This window comes from Methanoregula sp. (assembly GCF_003170075.1).
Classification (GTDB): Archaea; Halobacteriota; Methanomicrobia; order Methanomicrobiales; family Methanospirillaceae; genus Methanoregula.
In genome coordinates, this window is the sequence record NZ_PMZU01000047.1 from 1 (window position 1) to 23,785 (window position 23,785).

Below are 23,785 nucleotides of genomic sequence, written 5' to 3' on the forward strand. Positions count from 1 at the left end.
CGTATCAGTATTTGTACCAGCGGCCCTTGCTGTCGAATTCCCCGGTTACCTGCTGAACGGTTGCTGTCGGGCTCCCGATCATGTTCCGGTAGAAGCAGGCCTTGAAGGCAAGCAGGAGCGGCACGAGGAACACGACTCCAAGAAAGATAACGGCGGCAGTAACCCACATGCCGTCAGGCCCAATCATGGTTACCAGCAACTGGGGGGAAACGGCAGCAAACTGGGTCTCGTTATAATGAGTGAGCGGCTCGAGTTTGTCAAAGAGAAGACCCTCCCATATAATGGCAAACACGAAGCAGTCGAGAAACGAGATTACGCAGCAGGTGACAAAAAATCCCAGCACTTCCCATGTATGGCTGGCAACAATGCCGATGCTGCGCCGGAGGGAGGCAAAGACCCGGAGATCCTCGTAAACTGCAGCCGTATCGCAGAAGAAGGTCAGAAACAGTGAGGGGATCATGACAAAAACAGCGAGCAGACCCGCTGCCTCGTAGTCCGTTGAGCCACCGGTCAAGAGAAGCGTTACGACCGTGATCACCACAAAGACGAGCATGAGCACAAAGACGATTACAAGCCAGGGAAGCAGCACCCGGAAATAGTACCGCGCCCCTTCGCGCACTATCGTGCCTGCACCGGTCTCGTTTTTCTTTACGAGTCCGAACGTGCCGGCAACAAAGAGTACCATCACGAGGCCGGCGATAATGACAAGCCGGCCGGTAAAGAACGTGCCGGAGAGGTTTAACAGGATCCAGAGCACCGCGCCAAGCAGACCTGCGACGATACCGGGGATCCAGAGAACCGGTGTCTGCCCCACGACGCGGACAGCTTCCTGCAATTCCTTAAGGACCATGGTCATCTGACCCGGGGCATGGCCACGATTTCCCGCACCTGGAGATCAAAGAAACTTGCCGTATAGGCCGGGCGGATCACGCAGACCGTATCCGCGCCGCTTGCCGTTCCTCCGACCGCAATAACCTCTTCATCGATCCTGACCGCACCCTGATCAGCTGCAATCAGGACGCACTCAACTGCGACCTTAAGGCCGACCGCGATCACGCGCCGCAGCGCTTCTGCGATCGCTTCGGTCCGGGACGCGCCGCCGACCTTCGGGGACTTTGAAAGGGCACGTTCGAGACCGGAGAGGGCGTGGGTGCCGGTCATAATCTTCACGCCCTGCTTCCGGAGTTCCTTTGCTGTCTCCTCCGAAAACTCCCACTCACCGGCTTTTATAAATCCCATCACGTGGGTCACAACGACAAGGGAGAGGCCGGTCCCCTTCATTGCCTCAAAGAAGACCCGCGCGGTCTCACCGGAACTGCTTGCGACAACAATGGTCTTAAGGTTGAGTTCCTTCGCCCTTTCGATGGCAAAGCGCGCCGCATCCTTTGTATTTACCGGGCCCGGTTTGTCGAAATAACAGCAGGTTTTTGCGATAAAGGTCATAAGTATCTTTTAATAAGCAGCCATGAAAAACTTTGTCAGTTTCTATTCAGATTAATTATTTATTACCAGACACGGACCTGGCACAATCATCCGTTGATATTAAAAAATCGTGACATATGAGGAAATACGATGATCACCCTCGCGCTTGCAGGTAAACCAAACTGCGGAAAGTCGACCTTTTTCAAGGCGGCAACCATGGCGAACGCAGAGATCGCCAACTACCCATTTACGACCATCAATCCCAACTTCGGCGTCGCATACGTGCGGACGACCTGCCCCTGCCACGGCCTTGACCTCAACTGCGGCCACTGCGTGGACGGGGTCCGGTTTGTCGCTGTCAACCTCATCGATGTCGCGGGACTGGTTCCCGATGCACACAAGGGCAAGGGACTGGGCAACCAGTTCCTTGACAACCTCCGTCAGGCTGACGCGATCCTCCACATAGTGGATGCAAGCGGCGGGACCGACAGTGAAGGAAACCCGGTTGGTGTCGGGACCCACGACCCGGCAGAGGATATAAAGTTCCTTGGCTTTGAGATGACGATGTGGGTGTACGGGATCCTTGATAAACACTGGTCCCGCCTCTCCCGCCAGGCATCGGTCAAGACGTTCTCCATACACCAGGCTATTGCCGAAGTCTTCACCGGCCTTGGGATCACTCCGGAAGAAGTGCGCGATGCGGAACTGCTGCTCAAACTTGATCTTGTCCATGCCCAGATGGAAGACCTCGTGCCGTTCTGCGCCGAGATGGTAAAGATCTCAAAGCCGATGCTTGTAGTCGGGAACAAAATCGATGAGACGCCCGAAGCCCTGCGGGAGAAACTTGCCGCACAAAAAGTCTCGTTTGTCAGTGCCGCGTCAGAACTTGCGTTGAGGAATGCTGCGACTGCAAAAGTGATAAAATACCTCCCGGGCGACAAGGAGTTTATGGTCGCGGATGGGGTCACACTCTCAGCACCCCAGAAAGCAGGCCTTATAAAAATCGCAGAGGTCATGAAGAAGAACAACGGGACCGGGGTCCAGGACACCATCAACCGTGCGGTGTACGAACTGCTCGACCGGATTGTTGTTTACCCGGTCGAAGACGAGAACAAGTTCTGTAACAAGCAGGGCGACATACTGCCGGATGCATTCTTAATGAAGCGCGGCTCAACCCCACACGATCTCGCCTTCCAGGTGCACACCGATATCGGCAAGGGGTTCCTGTACGCGATCGATGCCAGAACCAAGATGCGGATCAAGGAAAACCATCTCCTCAAGGATGGGGACATCATAAAAATCGTAAGTGCGGCGAAGTAGGCGGCGGAAGGCGGCAGTGTGTGACGGGTGTCATGCCATTGTCAGACACCCGCGCCGCTCCTGCGTGAAATTTACCCTTTTTTCGCAATTTTGGCCTGAATCTGCCCCCATTTACCACAAACCTTATAACATGCCGCAGAGTATAGGGGAAATACCGATACACAGGTTCAGGAGGTGAATCCATGGGTGGAGAGATATACCAGGCACAGGTGATCAGGAACTTCTTTGACACCATCACCGGCACGGACAGGAACCTGACACGCATCTACATGTGCGTCATGAGCCTTGCGAAGCTCCGCATGGAATCCCCGGAAAAGATGGCGTCCCTGCTCGACCAGCTCAAGAAAAGCAAGATCAAAAAGGAGCTCTCGGTCGACCTCCTTGATTATGTCTGCGATGCGGCAAACGAACTCGAGCTTGCAAGCGTCCAGACCGCGTTTGGCGTAAAAGACATCAAGGATGTGGCACAGGATTTCAATGCGGTCAGCCTTGACAGCCTGTAATCTTTTTTTATTTTTTTTATAAGGGTAAAACCCGGATTGGCCATTTTCTGATCCGGGCCATGCAATGACCTGTAACCGTCATATAAAACAGGTTTTGAGCGTTATGGAATACCCAGCGCCCTCTTGTAGTTATCGAGCATCTTGAGGATATACTTCCGGTGTTCGTCCAGCGCTTCTTCATCATCCGGAGATGCGGTCATTGCGACGACATAGATCAAAATAAGAGCGTTGTCCAGTTCGAGCGTGTCGGGATCTTCAATGCGATCCGGGGGCAGGTTCACCGCAAGGTACGCATGCTCGGCTTCCGTGAAAGGAACAACGTGATCCGGCCTGACCTGCGCGTTGTCAAGTGCCTCCGCATAGGAGCGTATGATCGTGAGCGCTTTTTTTACTGCCTCGCTACCCTCATCATCCGGTACCTGCGAAAGGGCGGTTGTACATTCGCGGATGGTTTTTGGAAACAGTTCGAACTTGAACCCGAAAAATGCCGATGCAATAACATGTGCAGTGGTTGCAGGTATCCGGTCAAAGACCGGTCTCACCCGTTCAATGTAATCGTTGAGAAATCTCTCCATGGATCACTCCTTTAGGTCCGGTATGCCCCGGGCGCACCAGATTCCCAAGATGAATAGAGTACATGTGTAGAAATCGGACATGAACATATCTCTTGTACTCACTTGCAAACCCACATGGATCTAACCCGGAGCATCACGGGTTTATATGAGAATAAACGACCAATATCCATTCACTGATTTATGGGCACTGTAATTTTTTCCGATGTACATGCCGATGCTGACGCTCTCGGGCTCCTCGCAGCATATATCCGGAACCCCTCATTTCAGAGGCTTTTTGGCCCCATCGATACCCTTGTCAATCTCGGGGACCTCCTGCACCGGGGCAACTACCCGGAAACGACGCTTGAGATCATCCATGATCTGGCGAGGGGATTCCGGCTGGTGTCTGTTATTGGCAACCACGACCATGCATTCTTAAACGATGTCCCGGTCTCCGGAAGCGACGAGATAAGTACCATTCGGCACGAACAGCTGCGCGGTTCTCCACTTCTTGACATTTTTTCAGATATGCCGATGGAATGGGTAGATCGTGGAATGCTCTTTGTTCACGGGGGACCACTTGATCTCGGTACCCAGACACTCCGGCTCAAGTGCTGGCAGCGGTTGTCCCATATAGCGGGCGACTCTTTTACCGGTTACCATTATACCGCGCCGATGGCGTTTGACGCACTCGAAAAACGCGGTCTTTCCTACATGGTCTGCGGGCATCAGCACACTCATATCTGCTGCCGCAAAACCATGGAAGGGATCACGGAGCATCTGATTCGGTTTGTGCGTGAAAAGGACGCCGGATTTCCCGAAGGAGAGATCGAGGTGGCACGCATTCCGCTGGATATCCCGACGCTCTTCAGGCTTGGCGGCTGCCAGGGGGAAAGGCCGGAATTTGCCTATACCGATGACACCTCCTTTACGTATATCCGGATTTCAGGTAAGACCCGGTGCATCAGCTCCCCATGATACCGTGAAGGGGATACCCCATAGATCCGGCGCGGGCCGCACAGAGTGGCCCGAAAACCGGTATTTTTGAGCATTTTCAAAGATTATTTGAAAATTTTGCGGTTATTTTTGGGATATATTTATATATAGTTACCACAGAGTGGTAATTATGCCTCGTGCAGGCGAGGGACGATCGATCCGGATTGATCCCGAGGTGTATGAGGCTTTGCTTGCGCTCAAGCGTGGCAACATGACCTTCAGCGATGTCATTGCACAGATGCTCCACGACTGCTATGGCTGGTCGGATGCCTTCCCGCCCAACCAGAGCGAACTGGGGGATTTTGCCGAGACGGAGACACCGGAATGAGTGATATAATCGGGATTTCCCCCTATAAGCGGTGGACACCGGTCATGCATCCGTCAGGAGCCAGCACCACGAACTGGCACATCCGCGACGACATAACACAGGAAACACTTGAATCGATCATCGAGAATGTCGAAGACTTGTTCACATAAAAAAGAGGGAAACAAACAATAGTAGAGGATCGCGCCGGCGCATTACCCTCGCACCGGTTCGTTCATCTGAAATTGCACCGTCTCCCCTGCCATCTCCTCCATTTTTTTTACCAGTTCTTCTTGTAAGAGCGGAACTGATGTCTGGAGTTTCGTTCTCCATTCGAGAAGATCCTTCTGTCCCTCCTCTTCATGAACACGCATCCCCTTAAGTTGCTCTTTCTCGCGTTCGAGCGACCGCAAGCGTGCAAGAACCGGATGGGACAAAAGACCCTCCTCTGCTTCGCGGCACTGTTTCTCGAGCTCGCGGTACCGGGTACACAACCCGCTTACTTCACCGGAAAATTTCCCGGTATCTGAAAAAACCGTACGCTCTTCCTTGTTTTTTAAGACGATATCACCCTCATCTATCATCTTCTGTACCAGAGGGCACGCCATATCCAGTGCGCGGGCAACCGTTTCCGCATCCGCAACTTCGTGGTCGGACAGGATATCCATGGCATCTTTGAGGGTATGTACTTCCTTTGACAGGTGTTTGCGGGTAGCGATCTTCTCGGCCTTTCTGAAGACATGGGAGGTGGTCATAGTAAGCGAGGCATAGTGCCGCAGGAGATTGTCACGCTGCCGGACCAGTTCAGCGCACCGGGCACGATCGGCATCAAGAGCCTCTAATGAGGGATCGATCGAGAGCCGGGCGGTCTCGGCAGCAATCGTACTAAGATGTTCAGTGATCTCCCCAAGACGCGCTTTGAGCCGTTCCTCCTTCCCATACGATCGTTCCAGATTCTTACGGGCATCGCACAGCGCAGCATATGCGATGCGTGCAGCGTCTGCACGGGTGGTTACCTCTTTGAACCGGCCGATGGCCTTTGTCATCACGTTGATCTCCCGGCCGATCGCATCGATGCCGGACTTGGTCTCCTTCATCTCGTCCGGGAAAGCGACGAGGAGGTAACGACCCTGGCCGCGGACTGCGTTCAGGCATCCTTTCACGCATTCGATCGCCACGGTGTAAAACGCCTCCGGATCACTGGGGAGTTCCTTTGCAAGCGATGAGTTCATTGCCCTGATAAACAGGGGCAGGGAATTTTTTGCAATGCTTCTGATCTTCGGGTGGTTCTCGGGATCCTGTTCGGCACCTTTGAGATTATTGACCGTCAGCTGAAGGTTCGCCATGGCATTCCGGATATTCCCGATCGGCTCCTGCACCTCTTCATGGAAGGTTTCGCGCGCAGTGGACTCCTGTTCATCCAGCCAGGAAGTAACCTTCTCCAGGGTCATGGTTATCTGTTTGTCAGGCGCAGAGCCCAGAAGTGATTTTAAAAATTTCAGCATCGAACACTCCGGAACTACCGAATCACTGGGGTAGCAGATATCATGATCACTTGTTCATGAACAAAGGAAGTGTTCTCGGTCACTGGTCATCACGGGCGATCTGGCGGAGCCGTTCCACCCCGTCAATCTCACGGATCACGGTCACGACTGCAGGCGGGACAAGGTGTTCCCACTGCTCGCCGCTGAGCATGCGGCGCCGGATCTCCATGCCGCTGTGCCGGTCGCGCTCGTACATCACAGGGGACTGCACCTCCACGCCGGCTTCAGAAAAAAGCCTGACGACCAGCGGGTTTGACGAGTAGCAGGTGTCAAACGGCGGTGTCATCGACCTGACATGCGCGGCCCAGAGCGCGTTACGCTGCACATCCTCGATCGGGATCACGTAATACGGGCACCGTAGGGACGTGAGCGCCCGGGTGATCATCAGCACGCGCTCGCCGGCAGTATACGGATTTTCGGTTGTGTGGGAGAGCTGCGCGCTCCCGACACCGATGATGATCTCATCGCACGTCCGTGCAAGCTCTTCAAGGACGGCCTGGTGCCCGTTGTGATAGGGCTGGAACCTGCCGACAAAAAATCCGCGCTTCATTTTTTCCCTCCCGCATTTGCGATCCGTGCGGCAAAAGCCCCGGCCGTGAATCCTCCATCGATGTTGACAACGGCAATGACCGAGCACGACTGGAGCATGCTCGCGAGAGCCGCCCGTCCCCCTCCCATGTACCCGTAGCCGGTGCTGACCGGGACACCAAGGACCGGTTTGTCCACGAGACCGGCAACAACAGATGGCAGCGTGCCTTCCCTCCCTGCACAGACAACAAACACATCGGCGTCTAGCAGAGGTTTGAGCGCCGGGAACAGCCGGTGGATGCCGGCCGCCCCGACATCATATGCGGTCCGGACCGTGCAGCCCATCTCTTCAGCGATGATCTTTGCCTCCTCAGCAACCCGGATATCCGATGTCCCTGCGGTGATGACAGCGACAATCCCGCCGGTCGGTTCCGGCGCGGGACCGGTCGAGAGGACAAGTACCTGTGCCGGTGTACGGTACTCCGCTGTAATCCCTTTTCCTGTGCACTGTGCCTGCACCACGGACACCTGCTCCGGGGTCACGCGCGTGACGACGCAGCGGCCGGCCGTCTCTGCATACCGGACGGCGATCTCCGCGAGGTGTTCCGGGTCCTTTCCCTCGGCAAGGATCACCTCGGGCATCCCGCACCGGACGGCCCGCCCGAGATCGAGGCAGGCAAAGTCCCCGACCCGTTCAAGGCGGAGCCCTTCGATTTCCTGTGCAGCATCGTCAAGCGCGATCTCGCCGTTTTTGTACCGTTCAAGGAGCGCTGAAAGCACCGGGTTTGCACGCATAATGTAATAATACAGATATGGGGAGGCGTATTATAAGTTAGTTCATTGCCATGTCGTACCTGCTCTATGTCGCATTTTTTGGCGCGGCTGCCACGATCTTTCTCTGGCTGCGTGACGCGCGGATTTTCTTCAGGACGGGTCTTTCAGGGTACCGGAAAGCGGCGTACTGGGGCGTACTGTACGGTGCCCTCGGCACGTTCGGCCTGCTCTGCACGATCGCAGGTGACATGTTCGAACTGCTGGGACTTGGCCTGATCCTCGCCGCACTTTATCTCCAGGGACGGATGACGCGGGAGAAGATCTGGACGGGAACAGGGAGTACGCTCGAACGGGCATTGGGCAGCGTAAAGCGCCCCGCATCGAACAAAAAATAATGGTGCGGCGGCAAATACAAGATAAGGGATTTGCCAGCATGATCCAGAAACCACGCGGGACACGGGATTTTCTCCCCGATGAGATGGAAGCGCGGCGCAACACCGAGACAAAGATGCGCGAGGCTGTGCGCCGCTGGGGATACCGGGAAGTATGTACACCTGAATTCGAAGACCTCGAACTCTTCACGCTCAGGTCGGGCGAAGGGATCATGCAGGAAATGTACGTCTTTGAGGATAAGGGCGGCAGGAAACTCGCCCTGCGCCCGGAGATCACGGCGGCCGTGATCCGGATGTACATCAACGAGGCGAAGGTCGCGCCAAAACCCCTGCGCTGGTGCTATTTCGCAGACTGCTTCCGGTACGAGCGCCCGCAGAAAGGGCGGTACCGCCAGTTCTGGCAGTTCGGCGCGGAACTGATCGGGGCCGACACCGCGATTGCCGATGCGGAAGTGATCATGCTTGCCGCCGACGCGCTTAATGCAACGGGCGTGACGTGGGACCTCAAGGTTGGCCACCTCGCGTTCATGAAAAATCTCTTAAAAGATCTCGAATCTTCTGCCCAGCGCCGGGTGATGGCTCATCTCGATAAGAAAGATTTCGAAGGCCTCAAAGCCACCCTTGCGGACATGAGCAAAGCGGACCTCGGCGAGTCACTGACCGCGCTTGTGGAGTGCCGCACTCTTGGCGAGGCATTTGAGATCGCCGGGATGATCCCGGAAAAAGAGCGCGTGGAACAGATGACCGGCATCCTCGACGCATCCGGCGTTACCTATTCCCTCAACTTTGGGATCGCCCGGGGTCTCGACTACTACACCGGCATGGTCTTTGAAGGATTTGCGCACAACCTTGGCGCGGAAAACCAGATTGTTGGAGGCGGGGCATACCGGCTCGCGCACCTATTCGGCGGCGATGATGTCGCGTCCTCGGGGTTTGCGATCGGTTTTGACCGGGTGATGGTCTCGCTTGGCGATGTGCAGCCCAAAAAAAATACTATCGTCGGGATCGTGTGCACAAACGAAGGTCGCACCTTCGCGCTCTCCGTGGCCCGGGCGTTCCGGGCCGAAGGGATTCGGGCGGAGATGGACCTCATGGAGCGCGGGCTTGGGGCACAGATGGCACACGCGTCAAAGTCTGCGGACTTTGCGGTCGTGATCGGCGGGAGGGAGGCCGAGGCCGGCCAGGTCACGCTCAAGAACCTTCACTCGGGCGAGCAGAAGACACTTTCCCCGGCCGTGGCAATAGCCGAGGTGAAAGCGCATGGTGCTCGCTGACGAACTCGCAAAGCAGCAGCGCAGTATCAGTGTCGCGGAATTTTTCGAGAAGAATAAACACCTGCTGGGTTTTGACTCCCCGACCCGGGGCGTCATTACCACGATCAAGGAAGCAGTCGATAACGCACTCGATGCCTGCGAGGAAGCGCAGGTGCTTCCCGATATCTACATCAGCATCAAAAAAACGGGCCCCGAGATATTTCGGATCATTGTCGAGGACAACGGCCCCGGTATCGTCCCCGCGCAGGTCCCTTTTGTCTTCGGCAAACTCCTGTACGGCTCCCGGTTCCACCAGATCCGACAGACCCGGGGCCAGCAGGGGATCGGGATCTCGGCTGCCGTGCTCTACGCGCAGCTGACAAGCGGCCTTCCCACGGTTATCATCTCGCGCACCGGGGCAAAGGAACCGGCATACAAGTTCGAGATCCAGATAAAGATCGAGACAAACGAGCCCGATATCATCTCGCAGCAGCCCTTCGAATGGGACCGTATCCACGGCACCCGGGTCCAGATCGAGTTCAAGAGTACGATGTCGGCAAAGAAGAAACTGCTCGAATATTTCAAGTACACTTCAGTCGTAAATCCTCACGCACGCTTCCGGGTGGAGCTGGACGATGAGTCGTTCACGTTCGAGCGGGTGAGCCAGGAAGTGATCGCCTGCCCGGTGGCGATCCAGCCGCACCCGCACGGCATCGAGTTCGGGCAACTCAAACGGATGGCTGCGGCAAGCGACGAGAAACTGATCGATTTTCTGGTAAACGGTTTCTCACGTGTCGGAAAAAAGACCGCGCAGGAGATGTGCGATAAATCCCGTCTCAGGCAGACCACAAAAGTAAAAGGGCTTTCTGCCGAGGAACTTAAAAACCTGCTCGCCGCGATGCAGTCGGTATCTGTGCCCGCCCCGCCGACCACCCAGTGCCTCTCCCCCATCGGGGAAGAGCTGATCCGGCGCGGGCTTGACAAGGAGTTTCAGATGGATTTTGTATCGGCCCGCACGCGCCCCAGTTCGGTCTACTCCGGCCACCCGTTCGTGGTCGAGGCAGCAATCGGGTACGGCGGCAGGCTCCCCCCCGATGGAAACGCAACGATTCTCAGGTTTGCAAACCGTGTCCCGCTCATGTACCAGCAGGGTGCCTGTGCAATCACCGAATGCGTCTCAAACGTCAACTGGAAGTCGTATAACATCTCCCAGCAGGGCCTCCCGCTGGGGCCGGTTTTGATCCTTGTCCACGTCGCGTCCACAAATGTCCCCTTCACGAGCGAAAGCAAGGATGCAGTTGCGAGCATCCCGGAGATCGAAAAAGAGATCGTACTCGCCCTGCAAGAGCTCGGCCGCGAGCTCAAGACCTTCCTCTCGCGCAGGGACCGGAACAAGCTCGCGGAAGACCGGGCCCGGGCCGTCTGCGCGGTCATACCGGAGATTGCGGTAAAGGTGAGCGAGATCGTGGAAAAGCCGGTCGTCGACACGACCCCTATCGAGGGTCGGCTGATGAAGAAGCTGATCGCAAAGAAATGGACCCGGGACGGGAAAGTCACGATCGAAGCGAACAACTACACCGGGAGCGATATCGAGATCTCGGTCTACGATATTTCCACAGACAACGCAGCCGATGCCAATACCCCGCCCGCATTCTCGACCGCGATGGATGGGCAGTTCACGAAGGTCTGGAAGATGGCGATCAAAAAACAGACGGTCTGGCGTGTCTCGTATACCGGCAAGGGCGGCGGCATGCTCGACATCCGGGGAATAGAGGACAACAAGATGATGGTGGTGGATCTCGATGTCTAAAGAGGAACTCGATGCACGGTCGATGAAGGCGCTTATGGCGATTGCGTCTGCCTGGTACGACCAGATGAAGGCCGGGGATATTCCGTCCATCTCGCTTCCCACCCGTACAAAATATAACATCGAGTACGACGATGCAAGCGAGGTCTGGAAATATGGGGACAAGGAGAGCCTGCGCACCGCGGCGACCGCAAAGAGTGCGACGCATCTCTTAAAGATGGCCTATGTGATCGGTTTTGTCAAGCAGCAGCTCATCGAGAACCGGTCCTCAACATTAAGAGAGATGTATTACATATCGGAGGGCTGGAAGCGCGCGAAGTTTGGTGCGCAGGACGAGAGCAACTTCCTCGTCGAGGATCTTGAGATCATCTCGGAAGTGCCGCGCGAGGGCTTCCACCTCCGGCCCGAAGAGAACGGTGCAAGCATCTACGGCCCGATGCGGATCCGGGAGCCGACCCGGCGGGGCCTCAAGTTGATCCATTGCCAGGACGACGTGGGATCTGCCGGGTATTCCATCCCGAACAATGTTGAGAACCTTGAGTTGGTCGATCACGATGCGAAATTTGTCATCGCCATGGAAACAGGTGGTATGTATGACCGGCTTATTGAGAACGGGTTTGACGAAGAGCACAACGCGATCCTCCTCCACCTGAAAGGACAGCCCGCCCGGTCGACACGCAGGCTGCTCAACCGGATAAGCCTTACCTGGAACCTGCCTATCCTTGTCTTTACCGATGGTGATCCCTGGTCGTACAGGATTTACGCATCTGTTGCCTACGGGGCGATAAAGAGCGCGCATATGTCCGAGTTGCTCGCGACCCCTAAGGCGCAGTTTCTCGGACTCCAGCCAAGCGACATCCGTGACTACAACCTGCCTTCGGACAAACTGTCTGATAAGGATGTCGAGGCCCTGAATGCCGAACTGACCGATCCTCGTTTTGCGACCGAGTACTGGAAAAAGCAGATCAATTTACAGCTCGAACTGGGGCTCAAATCAGAACAGCAGGCGTTTGCAGCAAGGGGGCTGGACTTTGTGACGAAGAAGTATTTGCCGGCCCGGCTGAGTGAGATGGGTGTGATTTGAGGGTATCATGGAATCATACACTCTTGGTCTTTTTGCAAATATGTACCCGAGATTTGAGGGAGATTACAGGGGTATCTTTATTCAGAGGATGGTGAAAGATCTTGAATCTCAAGACGTTTTGGTAAAAAAAGCGGTAAAGACCTCTGCATCTATCACGGGATATATCCCGTTTTATTGTAAATCGGTTCTTCTCGCCAAAGATCCTCATCTCGATATTATGCAGGCAGAATATATTCCACATAGTTGCATTGTACCCATGCTATTGCGCCGAAAAACCTGTCCTCTTGTTCTGAAATTCCACGGTGATGATGCACGGATCTTCCCGTTCAAAAATTCTTTTTTCATGTCGTTGACCCAAGCGATGATCAAACGAGCGGATTATGTCTTGACGTCAAGTGAAGAGATCCGGAACACTCTGATTTCAATTGGTGCAGTACCAGAAAAAACATCTGCGTTACATTCTGGTGTAGATACAATTTTCTTTAGTCCGCGCTCTCAAAAATCAACCCGACAGGAACACGGATTGCCCTTGGATGCAACTATATTTCTTTTCGTTGGGAGACTACATGCATGGAAGGGACTCTATGAAATATTGTCTGTAGCAAAGTGTTGTCCAAATGAGATATTTGTTTTCGTTGGACCCGGCAATATTCCGGATCACCCGAAAAATTGTTTGTTTGTTGGTTCACAACAACCGGATTCTGTCCGGGCATGGTATAATGCCGCAGATTGCCTCCTTCTTCCGACATATACAGAAGCTGTACCAACATCTGTAATGGAATCATTTGCCTGTGAAATTCCAGCAATTGTAACGAATGTCGGGGGATGTCCAGAAATAGTTCAAGACGGAAAAAACGGACTGATTATTCCGGTGCGTGATATTCCGGCACTATACGAGGCCGTAATCTGGATGAGGAACCATCCTGCTGAACGAAAGAAAATGGGGAGGCAAGCTCGCGTGACTGTGAAGGAGCACTATGACCATACAATACTGATTGAGAAACTTATCAGTATACATAAAAATTTACTCTGCAATAAATAATGTTCATCTTTTTTATTTTGGTACCCATGTGATCTTAAACGTTCTGAACACGTCATCGCGGATCTGTTGATTGAGTTTCAGAAGTACTATAAAATAAATTACTGCACCGATCAAGACCAGCATGATTGTTTGGAGCAAACTCTGATTCAGCGGCAGCACACCAAGAACAATGACGGAGAGTGTCATAACAAAAGTGGCAAAAACAATATGCGTGATCGGTTTTTTTTCAAGGGTGATGGGAATTATTCGTGCCAGATACGTTCGGACAATAAAAAAACTGATAGTTATATCGACAAATGCTCCAATCGCAGCGCCAGCAATCCCGAGATGAGGTATTAGTGTAACACAGAGGATAATATTTACAGATATTCCGGCCAATATTCCTACGACTGCTTGTTTTACGTGATCAGTTGCCATCAAAAAATACGTATACAAGTTCAGTACCGACTGAATTACTCTCATGCCGATAATAATAACAAGTGCAGTTGCACCGGAAGTAAAGGAAGCACCGTATAAGTAATACAATAAATTGTGACCGAGCAAAATGCCGCCGGTGAGGATTGGGAGGGCAAAGATGAGTGAATAGGTGGTTGCGCGAGAAAGTGAGACAGCAATTGCACACATATCCTTTTGTGTATTCCACCGGCTTACTTTGACATAGAGTGTATTAACAAGAGCCGTGCTGATGAACAAGGCAAAAATCGAGAATGTCCAGCATACTCCAAAGATACCGACATCGGAGACTGATAGGAAGTATGCAATGAGGATAAGACAGATGTTATCGAAAAGGATACTCCCTGCACTGATAAGTACTGCCCAACTCGAAAAAGACCAGATTCCCTTGACCTGCGGCCAGTGGACTTTTTTCAGATGATAGTCAATATATTTTATAGAGATAATCATCTCTGTTAACAGCCCCGCGATAAGGCCTCCAATCAGGCCGTATATCTGAAATCCCAGAAAAACCGCGATAACCTGAATGACAATCCGGGTAATGTTGTCTATTAGACTGACCGATGCGGCAAGACCCAGCCGGTTGCTGGCAGCGATGGCTGTGCCAAGACACGAGGTCAAGGTTGAAATTCCCAGCACAGCTATGAGAACCCAGAGCAAACCCGTTTGATTAAGAGTTCCGAAATAATTACTGAACACCAGCATCACTACTGCAACAATCAGCCAGAGGAATAACCGAAGTACGACGCTGGCGGTGAAATATTCATTCGGGTCTTTTCCCTCGCATATACGGTAGGTTGCCGCATATCCAATCCCCAGATCCGTGAACAGTCCTGCAATGGCGAAATAGGAAAGAAATAAGAAATATTGCCCAAGGACGCCTGCACCGACCCAGTGGGCGTAAAACATCGTGGCAAGGAATCCGATGAGGGTAATTCCTACGGATGATATGAGATACATCGTGCCATGACGCTGGACTTCAATGCTCGTTTCATTCGTATCGTTTGGGGTTGTCATAAAATTGGGAAATTATAGGGATTGTTCGAGAAATACGATAACCGGGACACCATCAAGTTCATCCAGAAACAAGGGGTAAATGGTCAATTTCCATGGATATCGGGACAGGTTTTCCTGCGAGAGATCGAGATCTTCCAGAAGCATAATTGGTGGCTTTTCACATAAAAATGATCGATGTGCCTCATGCCCCATATTCCGCTGAACAGGATTAGAAATGGAAATGGTATCTACTCCAAAAAGAATCAAAGCCGGAAGTTTTTCACGAAGGATGCCGACAACACCCGGATGAACCCATGGGTGTTCCCGGGTATAAATTTCCGGGTCTGAAGAACGGTAACGAAAAAAACCTGTCCTGACCAACAGGCCACGCGCATCCCCGGGAACCCCAAGATGACGGAGATCCCCGGGAGTGATCGAGTCCCCCCGAGGTTTTGGCAGATCAATACAGTAGACCGGTTCAACGGTGGTCTCTGCTCCCAGCAGATCCACCGCGGTTCCACCGCTGCTGCAGAAATGTCTGGGGAGATCGATATGCGTCCCGGCATGGCCGGGGAGGGTGATGATACAGCTGTTCGCGCTGTCCCCCCGTCCGATCGATCGGAACGCCTCGATGGAAACTGGGGGAGTTCCCGGATATAATGGCGATTTCCTGTTGAGCGGGTACGATATGCGGACTCTCATGTGTCTGTCCCTGGACCGATATACTTCTCCAGCTCAAAGAGTGTGCTGATTGTATGTTCTACCTCGGGGTTACCCGCAAAATAATTCATTTCTCCCGGAAGGATACGGCCGATAAAACGTATTCCAGAAGCCTTAGCTGCATTAAGGTCATTTATTGCATCCCCGATGAATACTGCATTTTCATTTCCGCAGTGAGTTGCAGATAGAATAGCCTTGATATGATCAGCCTTTTTCCCCGGCGCCCCGTACACGCCTCGGAAGCACCGGGTCAGTCCCCGTCTCTCAATAATCTGTCGGAGTTCATCTTCCGGCGTGGCCGATACGACGTATAGGGCAAGCTTTCGGTGGCTGCCATCCAGAAATTCCCGTGCCCCCGGAACGAATGGTGTTCTGAGGATTTTCTTGAAGACTATGTCGGCAAATCGGTCACTCAGTTTCCGGAACTGGTCATCCGTGAGATCCCTGTAGAGGATACTGGAATAGATATACCTGAACTTGTCGAATCGTGACATCCCCCCGTTTCTTTTGTGGAATTCAACGATCTCGTCCACGTGATCCGGCTCGAAAGAAAAAAGTTCGCGGAACGCCTCGGTCTTTACCGATACAGATTCAAGGATTACGCCATCGAAATCAAGGATTATTGTTGAAATCATATTTTTACCCGTAGTTCATCTCCCTCATATAAGAAAACGAATTATTTTTGCTGGATTTCCGGCAGCCAATGAATGGGGAGGAATATCTTTTGTCACTACACTATTGGCTCCAACTACGGAGCCTGTTCCTATTGTTACATTTCGAGTAATGGTTACATGTCCTCCAATCCAGCAGTTATCTTCAATAATAATATCTCCCCCGATATGACCCTGCTTGTTGAATAATACATCAGGATTGTTAAAATTATGATCTGCTGAACGAATGAGTACATACGGCCCTATAAGACAATTATTTCCAATCCGTATTCTGCCTGCATCACATGAATCAATTATAACATATCGATTAATACTGACATTTTGTCCAATAAAAACAGTATTAGGGCAGGGTATCCACAATCCCGTGAGACTTGTGAAATACCCTGATCCCTGCATGAGATTTCTCGTATAAAATCTCCATCTTAATTTTGAAAACAGTTGGTTTGACGGGCCATACGTTATCCAATGCTCACAACAATCGGATAAAAAGCCCCGAAATGACATGCGTTGTAATTATACTATGTTCCCCTAAACAAAATACCTACCTACCCGCAGAACCATTCGATGTCCGGTATTGTGCCATTCCCCGCCCGATCCGGCGTTTTACCCTTTTGGCATTAGCCCGTCGATACCAGAACAATTACAAGCCGTCTTACAATCGATCGGAAGGCTCTTGTTTTTTCAGCCAGATCAGATTTATTGAATGCTCCCTTCCGATATACCTCCGCATGAAAACGGTTTCTGTCGGCGAGAGATACTTATGGAAAAATTCTGAAACCGTATCTGACTTGATCATACACTTTGGCAACGCGAGCAGGACTACCGACAGCAAGAGAATTCCCGGGGAGGTCATGCACAACCACGCTTCCTGTCCCGATGATACTATTATCACCGATAATAACGCCTTTCAGGATTACGGTGTTCATACCGATCCAGCAGTTTTTACCAATGATCACTTCGCGATCCAGCTCATTTCCGGGATAATTCCGTCGCTGATCGGGGGGCATGGCTTGTGGAAATCGCTGTCGATAATGATGACGTTCGGTGCGATCATGGTTCCGGATCCGATGGTGATTGCCCTGCCGCGCGATGTAATCGAAGTACCGTTCAGCCCGACATCATCCCCGATCAGTATCTTTGAACCCGTTGAAAACGTTCTGAGCCTCACGGGGAATGCCAGAGCAGAAGCAGTAGACCTGCGTGAATCGCTGACCGCGGACACGTTCCGGCCGAGAATGACCTCACTTCCCGGATAGATGTCAATAATCATTGCCCCACAGGTCGAGAAGTTTTTGCCGGTTTGGACGCCGGCTAATCTGATCCTGACGATATTATAGAGGTGGATGATGACAAAAAACAGAAAGCGAAGTGCATTGAAAAATAAAACGAGAGAAAATGCAGTTTTACGCTAATAGGTAACCGTAAAAAACTCTGAGATTGTTTTATCGCACGATCCAACATCATTTTCCCCTTTATATGTTACCCAAAGCACTCAGGATCATGTACTGATACCTTCACTTTTTTCTCGCAACAATCATCATATGGGAGCTGGTTCGGGTCTCTTGGAGAATTGCCTGGAGTTTTCCCTTAATGTTATCGTCGCTCACCGAGATTAGCTCACGGACGAATGGACATGTTACGTCGGGCAACTGTTTTGAGACCATATCCACATCAAGTTTTCCCGGTGTTGAAATCTCAAGTATCTCAAAACCCTGACGTTCCAGGAGGATCCTGACCGAGCGTGGGTTGAAGAAGTTGATATGATGGGGAGGACTGATGCTCCTTGATTTATCCCCCAGCATCTGGAGATCAAATCCTTTCCCATTGAGCGTCGTCAGAATGAGTATCCCGTGCTGATGAAGGATGTGATGGCAGTCTCGAATAAATTTTTGAGGATTATACAGATGTTCGAGCAATTCAAAGGAGGTGGCTGCAACGACCTCACATCCTTGGAAATCCTCATTTCCCACATCGCCAAGAAATTTTGGGATAACGTGAATCTTCTTTTCCCGACAGACTTCCTGGAGTGCCAAGGCGGGTTCGATTCCCATGACAATGTACGGTTTTTCCAGCACACTTTTCAGTGCAACGCAGAACCCCCCGTATCCGGCACCAATATCCACGACCACGGGGTTTGCATGGCGGGCCCGGGTATGTTTCCTAATAAGTGCTCCTGCCATCTTCGCCTTTGGTGTTATGAGTAAGTCTTGGCGCGCACGTTCAGTCTCCTTGTAAAAATGCGTTGCCCAGAACCGGACGGACTCCGCGTCCAGGTAAAACCTGTTGAATATATCCTCATCCGGCCGCGGGTTCACATAGAGCGTCTGGCATACCCTGCATTCGCAATAATCAAATCCTTTTTTATTGAACCTGAATACCCGGTCTTCACTCCCGCAGGCAGGACATGACACCTCCTTACAGGGCGCACCAGAAAAAAAAGTCGTTATATCCTTTTCTGCCAGCGAAAGATATTCCTCGAAAAGAACGGTGGGTCTGATCTCTTCTTCCTTCATGATGGGTAACCCTGATCGTATTGTATTTTACTGGAGACGGGTTTATTGTTTCGCTCAAACCTCCAATAGGCATCCTTCAACGGGAATTCTTTTGCGGTATCCGGGGTATAATCGTGTATTTTCAAGGAAGTCCAGCATACTTTTATTGATGAATCCTGATAACCGGTATTACAATTATGGGAATCTGAAATGAATCCTTCACTTAATCACCGGGATTGTATCCGGAAAAAACAATTCTCTCTCGGATGCTGGGTCCAGATGCCGGATCCGTTCTCCTGCGAGATCATGGCCCGGGCCGGGTTCGACTGGCTGGCAATCGATCTTGAGCACGGGCTGATCAGTCTTGATGCAGCCTACCACCTGATCCAAGTAATCGGAAATGCCGGGGTTCTCCCCCTTGTCCGGCTCCATGAAAATGATCCATCAACGATCCGAAGGGTCATGGATGCAGGAGCCGGGGGAATCATCGTCCCGATGGTCAATACCGCAGAAGATGCGACCCGTGCTGTTGATGCAGTGAAATATTATCCTCATGGACAGCGGAGTTTCGGCCTTGGACGTGCCCACCAGTTCGGTAAAAATTTTGATTCCTACCTCATGTCATCGAACGATGAGAGTATCGTTGTTGTCCAGATTGAACACCGGGATGCACTCCCGAACCTGGATGACATCCTTGCCGTACCCGGGATCGATGCCATAATTATTGGGCCATATGATCTCTCCGGTTCCATGGGATTTCCCGGAAAATTTGACGATCCGAGGTTTACCGGTAAGGTTTCAGAGATCATCCAGAAGGTCCGCAAATCACCTGTTGCTCTCGGTTTCCATATCGTGCATCCATCTGAGTCGGATCTCGCGATGAAACTGCAGCAGGGTTTTACCTTCATCGCTTACGGTATGGATACGATATTCCTGCAGAACCTTGCCTGTGCCGCAGTCGAGGAAGCACGGAGACTGAGCAAATGAAATCATTCGAGCAGATGCGGCCGAATGATGAATACCAGCAGGTTCTGCGGCAACGCGAGATTGACGGAAGTTCATTTTATCAGGCTAATCACTCCTCGTTCGTCGAGACGGACTGTCCCGCATGCGGAACCAAGGGGAGTTTCAGTTTCTCGAAGTACGGTTTCTCCCATAATACCTGCCCGAAGTGCTCTACACTTTTCTGTTCTCCAAGGCCAGTTGACTCGCTGATCTCTCTGTATTATACTACATATCAAGCCCCGGAGATCTGGACACATCTCCTGCTCAAAGCGGATCGGCAGCGGAAAATTCTCCAGTATACACCCCGGGTCGAGAAGATCGTCAAGATCCTCCGCTTGAAAGGGCATACTAAGGGAGGAATTGCACTGGATCTCGTGGCGGGATCCGGCGCATTTGCAAGTTGCCTGAAAAATACTGGTTTTTTTAATGACGTAATTGCACTCGATATCTCGGACTCCTGCGTCACGGCCTGCAAAAACGCCGGATTATCTGCACAAAAGGGTACTATTTCGGATATCGACCCGGGGAACCTCGATCTCATCTGCATGAACGACCTTATCGAACATGTATTCGCCCCTGCAGACCAGCTCGCGGAATGCAGGAAAGCCCTGAAATCGGGGGGTTTTATTGCGATTGCAACCCCCAACGGCGAAGGTTTCGATTTCAAGATCCTCAAGGAGAAGACAAAAAATATCACCCCTCCCGAGCACCTGAATTATTTCAATCCCCGTTCCATGAAACTCCTTCTTGAAAAGGCCGGATTTACTCCCATTGTTGTAGAAACACCGGGGATTCTGGATGTCGAAATGATCCGGAAAGAACGTGAGTCCGGTTTTCCCTTAAAAGCATCGAATGAATACCTCGATTACCTGCTCGGTCAGGATGCCGGCGTCCTTGACAATTTCCAGAAATTTATCTCGCAGAACGGATTATCAAGCCATATGCTGGTTATTGCGCAGAAAACAGAGGAGAGCACATGAAGATTATTGGTATTATTCCCGCACGGATGGCATCGTCGCGTTATCCCGGAAAACCCCTTGCGAAAATCCGGGAAATCCCGATGATCGGCCATGTGTACTACCGGAGCAAGATGTCGGCACTCTTGGACGAGGTCTATATCGCCACCTGCGACCAGGAGATCATGGATTATGCTGCATCGATCGGTGCTCCCGCGATCATGACACGTGACACCCATGAACGCGCTTCCGATCGCGCTGCCGAGGCGATGCAGAAGATCGAGGCCGAACAGGGCAAAAATCTGGATATAGTCGTCATGATTCAGGGGGATGAACCGATGATCTATCCTGAAATGATCGATGATGCGGTACGCCCGATGCGGCAGGACAAGTCGATCCAGGTTGTCAATCTCATGGCGCGGCTGGATACCCGAGAGGAGCACGAAGATCCAAACGAAGTGAAGGTGGTGGTTGACCAGCAGGGATTTGCCCTCTATTTCTCACGGGAGCCGATCCCGTCCCGGAAGAAAGGCGTGGACGATGTCCCCATGCTCAAGCAGGTCTGCATTATCCCCTTCCGACGGGATTTCCTCCTGAAATTCAATAAGCTCAAGCCTACACCCTTAGAGATCATCGAATCTGTGGATATGCTCCGGGTGCTTGAACACGGGTACCGGGTGAAGATGGTGATGTCGGATCACCGGACGTATAGTGTTGACACGCCGGAAGATCTTGCATGTGTCAATACCTGTATGAAAAATGACACGCTGATGAAGAAGTACAGTCCCTGATCAGTTCTCTTTTTTCCCTGGAACCCGGGGAAAAATCAGGGATTATTTTCCTGGTCCAGTTCTTTCTGGACTTCCTTGAGGCAATCGAGTATTCCCTCGCTGATGTCCACATACGTTGAGAGGTTGACCCGGACGGGCACATCGATGTTGAACGAATAGGGGGTGATAACATAATGGGGGTTATTGTCTGCCGCTGCATAGTGGATCCTGACATTCCCCCCGAGAATCTCCGTGACCATGTCAAAGAATTCACTCATCTTCATCCTCTGGTGACCGGTGATGAGGACAGCTTTGTTGGCCAGCTGGGGATCCCCGGCGATCCGCACGGTTTCACGGGCCGCGTCATTGATATGGATATACTCCCTGACGGCGTCCGGTGAGCTGGAGTAGGTGAATTCACCCGTTGTAAGTAGTGATTTGCAGACGCCATAGATGAAATTCCAATGATTGGGTTCCCTCCCGTAGAGGCTGCCGTACCTGATCGTTGTAAATTCAAGACCGAATTCTTCATGATAGGTCTTGCAGAGCGATTCGCAGGTCTGTTTTGACAGCCGGTAGAATGATCCCCGGTTCCCGGAAACATATACCGTGCTTGCAAAAAGGAAACGTTTTACCTTGTTTTCCTTTGCCGCTTCCAGGCAGTTGGTTGTACCGATTACATTGACCTCCATGGTTTTTCGTGGGATCTTCCGGGCCTGATCCACATCTGCTATCGCAGCGGTGTGAAACACATAATCACAACCATTCATGGCTTCTGTCAGCTTCTCGCAGTCCAGTACATCGCCTTGGATAAAAGTGCAGAGAGGATTATGTGTACCCTCACCGGGAGATCTAGACAGATCATAGACAACAGTTTCAATATTATTTTTTGTCAGCTCTTTTACGAGATGATGCCCCACAAAACCGGAACCGCCAGTAACGAGTGCTCTCATGCATTAACCTCCCTAAAGAATTGTATAATATTATTTACGGCTTCCATCTCCATCAAACTTCGTGATTCTGTCGTGTTGGACGCAACATGGGGTGTGACGATAACTTGGGAAAATTTGAGGAGTTCACCGGTATACGGCTCCGATGGAAACACATCAAGCGCAGCGGATTTCACTTCGCCTGATAATAATGCACTGATAAGGGATTCTTCATCAATCAATGATCCCCGCGCGGTATTAATGAGCATGATTCCTTTTGCCAGGGAAAGTACTTCATTCGTAATAAGCGGCGTCCCGTCTGGGAGTGGTGCGGAATGGATACTCAGGATATCCACATTTTTTATCAGGTCTTCAAGAGAAGTCAATCGCGTCCAGGAAGGGGGAGTTTCCCGTGAGAGCAGAGGATCAAAAAAGCATATGTGGCAACCGAGATTTTCGAGCATCTCTGCAACCCGCGATCCAACTCTCCCTATCCCTGCAATCCCCACAGTCTTGCCAAAAAGTAGAGAGCCGGGAATGAGTGCAGGATCATTCTTGCGCATCTGTTCATTATATTGAGGGATGTGTTTCATTGCTGAAAGAAGAAGTGCAAGGGTGTGTTCTGCAACAGCCTGAACCGGTGAATTCGGGGTTGTCAAAACCCTTATCCCATGGGATTGTGCGGCCTTCAGATCGATAGAATCTGTTCCCACCCCAACTCGCGAGATCACCCGTAATGAATTGCATTGGCTCAGGATCTCGGATGAAAACATTTCCGTCCCGGCAATTACCCCCTCACTGTCAGAAATGGCATGGACCAACCCGGCTTCTGATAGTCTCTTCCCGGTAGTATTGGTAAAGGAGATGGTACAGTGCTCCTGTAATTTTTTTTGGGCAGGTCCGAGCAGATCAAATGAACGAATCGTAATGGCAACAGGGGGTAAATTTTTCATTAAATAGGTGCTCCATCATGAATGTTTTTACATTTATTCTTTACTTGCTACCAGATAAAATATCATGAAAGACAGAACCCGCTCGTTTGTTCCACCCATCAGGTAAGACACAAGGCATGTTTAAAATAGTTGAGCAAACCCCCTCTGAACTAACACAATTACCATTCCGATATCCCAAAGCCTGGGGGCCATTCGGGCAACAAATCACCGGGTCGAGGAACCACATTCCATTTACATCAATGTAATCCTCAAATTTTTTTCTCAATGTAATTGCTTGAGGAGATCTAAAAATAAAACGAAGAGGTACAATTTCTTTC

29 protein-coding genes are annotated in these 23,785 nt (G+C 51.6%); 14 read left to right on the plus strand and 15 right to left on the minus strand.

Features of this window, described 5'->3' with window-relative positions:
- Window positions 1-4 precede the first annotated feature (4 nt).
- Together QZN75_RS05890 and QZN75_RS05895 are read right to left on the minus strand one after the other, a co-directional pair.
- Complete coding sequence (locus QZN75_RS05890; RefSeq protein WP_292426020.1) at window positions 5-850, minus strand: hypothetical protein; 846 nt, start codon at window positions 848-850, stop codon at window positions 5-7.
- A 2-nt stretch (window positions 851-852) separates the two neighbouring features.
- Entirely contained in the window at window positions 853-1,443 is a 591-nt protein-coding gene (locus tag QZN75_RS05895) for a pyruvate kinase alpha/beta domain-containing protein (protein ID WP_292426022.1), read from the minus strand.
- Window positions 1,444-1,572: 129 nt separating this feature from the next.
- On the opposite strand from QZN75_RS05895, the gene QZN75_RS05900 reads away from it, so the two are divergent.
- Window positions 1,573-2,742 carry a redox-regulated ATPase YchF gene (locus QZN75_RS05900; protein WP_292426025.1) on the plus strand — a complete coding sequence of 390 codons (1,170 nt, stop codon included), beginning with the start codon at window positions 1,573-1,575 and terminating at the stop codon, window positions 2,740-2,742.
- A gap of 182 nt (window positions 2,743-2,924) precedes the next feature.
- Window positions 2,925-3,245, plus strand: coding sequence for a hypothetical protein (locus tag QZN75_RS05905; RefSeq protein WP_292426027.1), 321 nt, complete (start codon window positions 2,925-2,927; stop codon window positions 3,243-3,245).
- 101 nt (window positions 3,246-3,346) lie between these two features.
- On the opposite strand, the gene QZN75_RS05910 is transcribed toward QZN75_RS05905, so the two are convergent.
- Entirely contained in the window at window positions 3,347-3,820 is a 474-nt protein-coding gene (locus tag QZN75_RS05910; protein ID WP_292426029.1) for a hypothetical protein, read from the minus strand.
- A gap of 180 nt (window positions 3,821-4,000) precedes the next feature.
- Here QZN75_RS05910 and QZN75_RS05915 point away from each other — a divergent pair, with 180 nt between their 5' ends.
- The 3 genes from QZN75_RS05915 (at window position 4,001) to QZN75_RS05925 (ending at window position 5,272) form a co-directional block, all read left to right on the plus strand.
- Window positions 4,001-4,777: a metallophosphoesterase gene (locus tag QZN75_RS05915; protein ID WP_292426031.1), complete on the plus strand. Its 777-nt coding sequence runs from the start codon at window positions 4,001-4,003 to the stop codon at window positions 4,775-4,777.
- Between the two features lie 148 nt (window positions 4,778-4,925).
- Complete coding sequence (locus QZN75_RS05920) at window positions 4,926-5,123, plus strand: antitoxin VapB family protein (protein ID WP_292426033.1); 198 nt, start codon at window positions 4,926-4,928, stop codon at window positions 5,121-5,123.
- Window positions 5,120-5,272 carry a hypothetical protein gene (locus QZN75_RS05925; RefSeq protein ID WP_292426035.1) on the plus strand — a complete coding sequence of 51 codons (153 nt, stop codon included), beginning with the start codon at window positions 5,120-5,122 and terminating at the stop codon, window positions 5,270-5,272. The genes QZN75_RS05920 and QZN75_RS05925 overlap by 4 nt, the downstream gene beginning before the upstream one ends.
- Before the next feature lie 42 nt (window positions 5,273-5,314).
- Here QZN75_RS05925 and QZN75_RS05930 read toward each other — a convergent pair whose 3' ends face one another.
- The 3 genes from QZN75_RS05930 to larB form a co-directional block, all read right to left on the minus strand.
- Window positions 5,315-6,550, minus strand: coding sequence for a hypothetical protein (locus QZN75_RS05930; protein ID WP_292426037.1), 1,236 nt, complete (start codon window positions 6,548-6,550; stop codon window positions 5,315-5,317).
- 133 nt (window positions 6,551-6,683) lie between these two features.
- A complete protein-coding gene (locus QZN75_RS05935) occupies window positions 6,684-7,193 on the minus strand; it encodes a nicotinamide-nucleotide adenylyltransferase (protein ID WP_292426039.1) in 510 nt (169 codons plus the stop codon).
- Window positions 7,190-7,966 carry a nickel pincer cofactor biosynthesis protein LarB gene (gene larB, locus QZN75_RS05940; RefSeq protein WP_292426041.1) on the minus strand — a complete coding sequence of 259 codons (777 nt, stop codon included), beginning with the start codon at window positions 7,964-7,966 and terminating at the stop codon, window positions 7,190-7,192. Before larB ends, QZN75_RS05935 begins: the two co-directional genes overlap by 4 nt.
- Window positions 7,967-8,016: 50 nt before the next feature.
- On the opposite strand from larB, the gene QZN75_RS05945 reads away from it, so the two are divergent.
- From QZN75_RS05945 to QZN75_RS05965, 5 genes are all read left to right on the plus strand, one after another.
- Window positions 8,017-8,340, plus strand: a complete 324-nt coding sequence (locus tag QZN75_RS05945) for an ABC transporter permease (protein ID WP_292426044.1) — start codon at window positions 8,017-8,019, stop codon at window positions 8,338-8,340.
- 38 nt (window positions 8,341-8,378) lie between these two features.
- Window positions 8,379-9,611, plus strand: a complete 1,233-nt coding sequence (gene hisS / locus QZN75_RS05950; RefSeq protein ID WP_292426046.1) for a histidine--tRNA ligase — start codon at window positions 8,379-8,381, stop codon at window positions 9,609-9,611.
- Complete coding sequence (locus QZN75_RS05955) at window positions 9,598-11,400, plus strand: DNA topoisomerase VI subunit B (protein WP_292426050.1); 1,803 nt, start codon at window positions 9,598-9,600, stop codon at window positions 11,398-11,400. The genes hisS and QZN75_RS05955 overlap by 14 nt, the downstream gene beginning before the upstream one ends.
- Window positions 11,393-12,481 (plus strand): DNA topoisomerase IV subunit A, encoded by a 1,089-nt coding sequence (locus QZN75_RS05960; protein ID WP_292426053.1) that lies wholly within the window; start codon window positions 11,393-11,395, stop codon window positions 12,479-12,481. Before QZN75_RS05955 ends, QZN75_RS05960 begins: the two co-directional genes overlap by 8 nt.
- 88 nt (window positions 12,482-12,569) lie before the next feature.
- Entirely contained in the window at window positions 12,570-13,523 is a 954-nt protein-coding gene (locus QZN75_RS05965) for a glycosyltransferase family 4 protein (RefSeq protein WP_292426056.1), read from the plus strand.
- Between the two features lie 12 nt (window positions 13,524-13,535).
- Here QZN75_RS05965 and QZN75_RS05970 read toward each other — a convergent pair whose 3' ends face one another.
- The 5 genes from QZN75_RS05970 to QZN75_RS09970 form a co-directional block, all read right to left on the minus strand.
- Window positions 13,536-14,993, minus strand: coding sequence for an oligosaccharide flippase family protein (locus QZN75_RS05970; protein WP_292426059.1), 1,458 nt, complete (start codon window positions 14,991-14,993; stop codon window positions 13,536-13,538).
- 12 nt (window positions 14,994-15,005) lie between these two features.
- Window positions 15,006-15,674 carry a cyclase family protein gene (locus QZN75_RS05975; protein ID WP_292426061.1) on the minus strand — a complete coding sequence of 223 codons (669 nt, stop codon included), beginning with the start codon at window positions 15,672-15,674 and terminating at the stop codon, window positions 15,006-15,008.
- The gene (locus QZN75_RS05980; RefSeq protein ID WP_292426063.1) at window positions 15,671-16,327 is read right to left on the minus strand and encodes an HAD family hydrolase; all 657 of its coding nucleotides are present in this window, start codon (window positions 16,325-16,327) and stop codon (window positions 15,671-15,673) included. The genes QZN75_RS05975 and QZN75_RS05980 overlap by 4 nt, the downstream gene beginning before the upstream one ends.
- 24 nt (window positions 16,328-16,351) lie before the next feature.
- A complete protein-coding gene (locus tag QZN75_RS05985) occupies window positions 16,352-16,759 on the minus strand; it encodes an acyltransferase (protein WP_292426066.1) in 408 nt (135 codons plus the stop codon).
- Between the two features lie 362 nt (window positions 16,760-17,121).
- Window positions 17,122-17,370 carry a DapH/DapD/GlmU-related protein gene (locus QZN75_RS09970; protein WP_366652801.1) on the minus strand — a complete coding sequence of 83 codons (249 nt, stop codon included), beginning with the start codon at window positions 17,368-17,370 and terminating at the stop codon, window positions 17,122-17,124.
- A 24-nt stretch (window positions 17,371-17,394) separates the two neighbouring features.
- Between QZN75_RS09970 and QZN75_RS09975 the strand changes: the two genes are divergently transcribed.
- Window positions 17,395-17,619, plus strand: a complete 225-nt coding sequence (locus QZN75_RS09975; RefSeq protein ID WP_366652802.1) for a hypothetical protein — start codon at window positions 17,395-17,397, stop codon at window positions 17,617-17,619.
- Window positions 17,620-17,877: 258 nt separating this feature from the next.
- Here QZN75_RS09975 and QZN75_RS05995 read toward each other — a convergent pair whose 3' ends face one another.
- Window positions 17,878-18,876: a methyltransferase domain-containing protein gene (locus QZN75_RS05995; RefSeq protein ID WP_292426071.1), complete on the minus strand. Its 999-nt coding sequence runs from the start codon at window positions 18,874-18,876 to the stop codon at window positions 17,878-17,880.
- A gap of 189 nt (window positions 18,877-19,065) precedes the next feature.
- Between QZN75_RS05995 and QZN75_RS06000 the strand changes: the two genes are divergently transcribed.
- From QZN75_RS06000 to kdsB, 3 genes are read left to right on the plus strand one after another with little or no spacing between them, the layout of a single operon-like run.
- Window positions 19,066-19,842 (plus strand): HpcH/HpaI aldolase/citrate lyase family protein, encoded by a 777-nt coding sequence (locus QZN75_RS06000; RefSeq protein ID WP_292426074.1) that lies wholly within the window; start codon window positions 19,066-19,068, stop codon window positions 19,840-19,842.
- The gene (locus QZN75_RS06005) at window positions 19,839-20,840 is read left to right on the plus strand and encodes a methyltransferase domain-containing protein (RefSeq protein ID WP_292426077.1); all 1,002 of its coding nucleotides are present in this window, start codon (window positions 19,839-19,841) and stop codon (window positions 20,838-20,840) included. The genes QZN75_RS06000 and QZN75_RS06005 overlap by 4 nt, the downstream gene beginning before the upstream one ends.
- Window positions 20,837-21,607: a 3-deoxy-manno-octulosonate cytidylyltransferase gene (gene kdsB / locus QZN75_RS06010; RefSeq protein WP_292426079.1), complete on the plus strand. Its 771-nt coding sequence runs from the start codon at window positions 20,837-20,839 to the stop codon at window positions 21,605-21,607. Before QZN75_RS06005 ends, kdsB begins: the two co-directional genes overlap by 4 nt.
- A gap of 35 nt (window positions 21,608-21,642) precedes the next feature.
- On the opposite strand, the gene QZN75_RS06015 is transcribed toward kdsB, so the two are convergent.
- From QZN75_RS06015 to QZN75_RS06025, 3 genes are all read right to left on the minus strand, one after another.
- Entirely contained in the window at window positions 21,643-22,539 is an 897-nt protein-coding gene (locus QZN75_RS06015; RefSeq protein WP_292426081.1) for an NAD(P)-dependent oxidoreductase, read from the minus strand.
- The gene (locus QZN75_RS06020) at window positions 22,536-23,468 is read right to left on the minus strand and encodes an NAD(P)-dependent oxidoreductase (RefSeq protein ID WP_292426083.1); all 933 of its coding nucleotides are present in this window, start codon (window positions 23,466-23,468) and stop codon (window positions 22,536-22,538) included. The genes QZN75_RS06015 and QZN75_RS06020 overlap by 4 nt, the downstream gene beginning before the upstream one ends.
- Before the next feature lie 40 nt (window positions 23,469-23,508).
- Window positions 23,509-23,785 (minus strand): hypothetical protein (locus tag QZN75_RS06025; protein WP_292426086.1); only part of this gene is annotated, 277 nt, incomplete at its 5' end.

Bases quoted from the DNA above. Each gene is read 5' to 3' on its own strand.
- QZN75_RS05890 (WP_292426020.1), bottom strand. From the start codon at position 850: ATGGTCCTTAAGGAATTGCAGGAAGCTGTCCGCGTCGTGGGGCAGACA.
- QZN75_RS05895 (WP_292426022.1), bottom strand. From the start codon at position 1,443: ATGACCTTTATCGCAAAAACCTGCTGTTATTTCGACAAACCGGGCCCG.
- QZN75_RS05900 (WP_292426025.1), top strand. From the start codon at position 1,573: ATGATCACCCTCGCGCTTGCAGGTAAACCAAACTGCGGAAAGTCGACC.
- QZN75_RS05905 (WP_292426027.1), top strand. From the start codon at position 2,925: ATGGGTGGAGAGATATACCAGGCACAGGTGATCAGGAACTTCTTTGAC.
- QZN75_RS05910 (WP_292426029.1), bottom strand. From the start codon at position 3,820: ATGGAGAGATTTCTCAACGATTACATTGAACGGGTGAGACCGGTCTTT.
- QZN75_RS05915 (WP_292426031.1), top strand. From the start codon at position 4,001: ATGGGCACTGTAATTTTTTCCGATGTACATGCCGATGCTGACGCTCTC.
- QZN75_RS05920 (WP_292426033.1), top strand. From the start codon at position 4,926: ATGCCTCGTGCAGGCGAGGGACGATCGATCCGGATTGATCCCGAGGTG.
- QZN75_RS05925 (WP_292426035.1), top strand. From the start codon at position 5,120: ATGAGTGATATAATCGGGATTTCCCCCTATAAGCGGTGGACACCGGTC.
- QZN75_RS05930 (WP_292426037.1), bottom strand. From the start codon at position 6,550: ATGACCCTGGAGAAGGTTACTTCCTGGCTGGATGAACAGGAGTCCACT.
- QZN75_RS05935 (WP_292426039.1), bottom strand. From the start codon at position 7,193: ATGAAGCGCGGATTTTTTGTCGGCAGGTTCCAGCCCTATCACAACGGG.
- larB (WP_292426041.1), bottom strand. From the start codon at position 7,966: ATGCGTGCAAACCCGGTGCTTTCAGCGCTCCTTGAACGGTACAAAAAC.
- QZN75_RS05945 (WP_292426044.1), top strand. From the start codon at position 8,017: ATGTCGTACCTGCTCTATGTCGCATTTTTTGGCGCGGCTGCCACGATC.
- hisS (WP_292426046.1), top strand. From the start codon at position 8,379: ATGATCCAGAAACCACGCGGGACACGGGATTTTCTCCCCGATGAGATG.
- QZN75_RS05955 (WP_292426050.1), top strand. From the start codon at position 9,598: ATGGTGCTCGCTGACGAACTCGCAAAGCAGCAGCGCAGTATCAGTGTC.
- QZN75_RS05960 (WP_292426053.1), top strand. From the start codon at position 11,393: ATGTCTAAAGAGGAACTCGATGCACGGTCGATGAAGGCGCTTATGGCG.
- QZN75_RS05965 (WP_292426056.1), top strand. From the start codon at position 12,570: ATGGTGAAAGATCTTGAATCTCAAGACGTTTTGGTAAAAAAAGCGGTA.
- QZN75_RS05970 (WP_292426059.1), bottom strand. From the start codon at position 14,993: ATGACAACCCCAAACGATACGAATGAAACGAGCATTGAAGTCCAGCGT.
- QZN75_RS05975 (WP_292426061.1), bottom strand. From the start codon at position 15,674: ATGAGAGTCCGCATATCGTACCCGCTCAACAGGAAATCGCCATTATAT.
- QZN75_RS05980 (WP_292426063.1), bottom strand. From the start codon at position 16,327: ATGATTTCAACAATAATCCTTGATTTCGATGGCGTAATCCTTGAATCT.
- QZN75_RS05985 (WP_292426066.1), bottom strand. From the start codon at position 16,759: ATGCAGGGATCAGGGTATTTCACAAGTCTCACGGGATTGTGGATACCC.
- QZN75_RS09970 (WP_366652801.1), bottom strand. From the start codon at position 17,370: ATGCCCCCCGATCAGCGACGGAATTATCCCGGAAATGAGCTGGATCGC.
- QZN75_RS09975 (WP_366652802.1), top strand. From the start codon at position 17,395: ATGATGACGTTCGGTGCGATCATGGTTCCGGATCCGATGGTGATTGCC.
- QZN75_RS05995 (WP_292426071.1), bottom strand. From the start codon at position 18,876: ATGAAGGAAGAAGAGATCAGACCCACCGTTCTTTTCGAGGAATATCTT.
- QZN75_RS06000 (WP_292426074.1), top strand. From the start codon at position 19,066: ATGAATCCTTCACTTAATCACCGGGATTGTATCCGGAAAAAACAATTC.
- QZN75_RS06005 (WP_292426077.1), top strand. From the start codon at position 19,839: ATGAAATCATTCGAGCAGATGCGGCCGAATGATGAATACCAGCAGGTT.
- kdsB (WP_292426079.1), top strand. From the start codon at position 20,837: ATGAAGATTATTGGTATTATTCCCGCACGGATGGCATCGTCGCGTTAT.
- QZN75_RS06015 (WP_292426081.1), bottom strand. From the start codon at position 22,539: ATGAGAGCACTCGTTACTGGCGGTTCCGGTTTTGTGGGGCATCATCTC.
- QZN75_RS06020 (WP_292426083.1), bottom strand. From the start codon at position 23,468: ATGAAAAATTTACCCCCTGTTGCCATTACGATTCGTTCATTTGATCTG.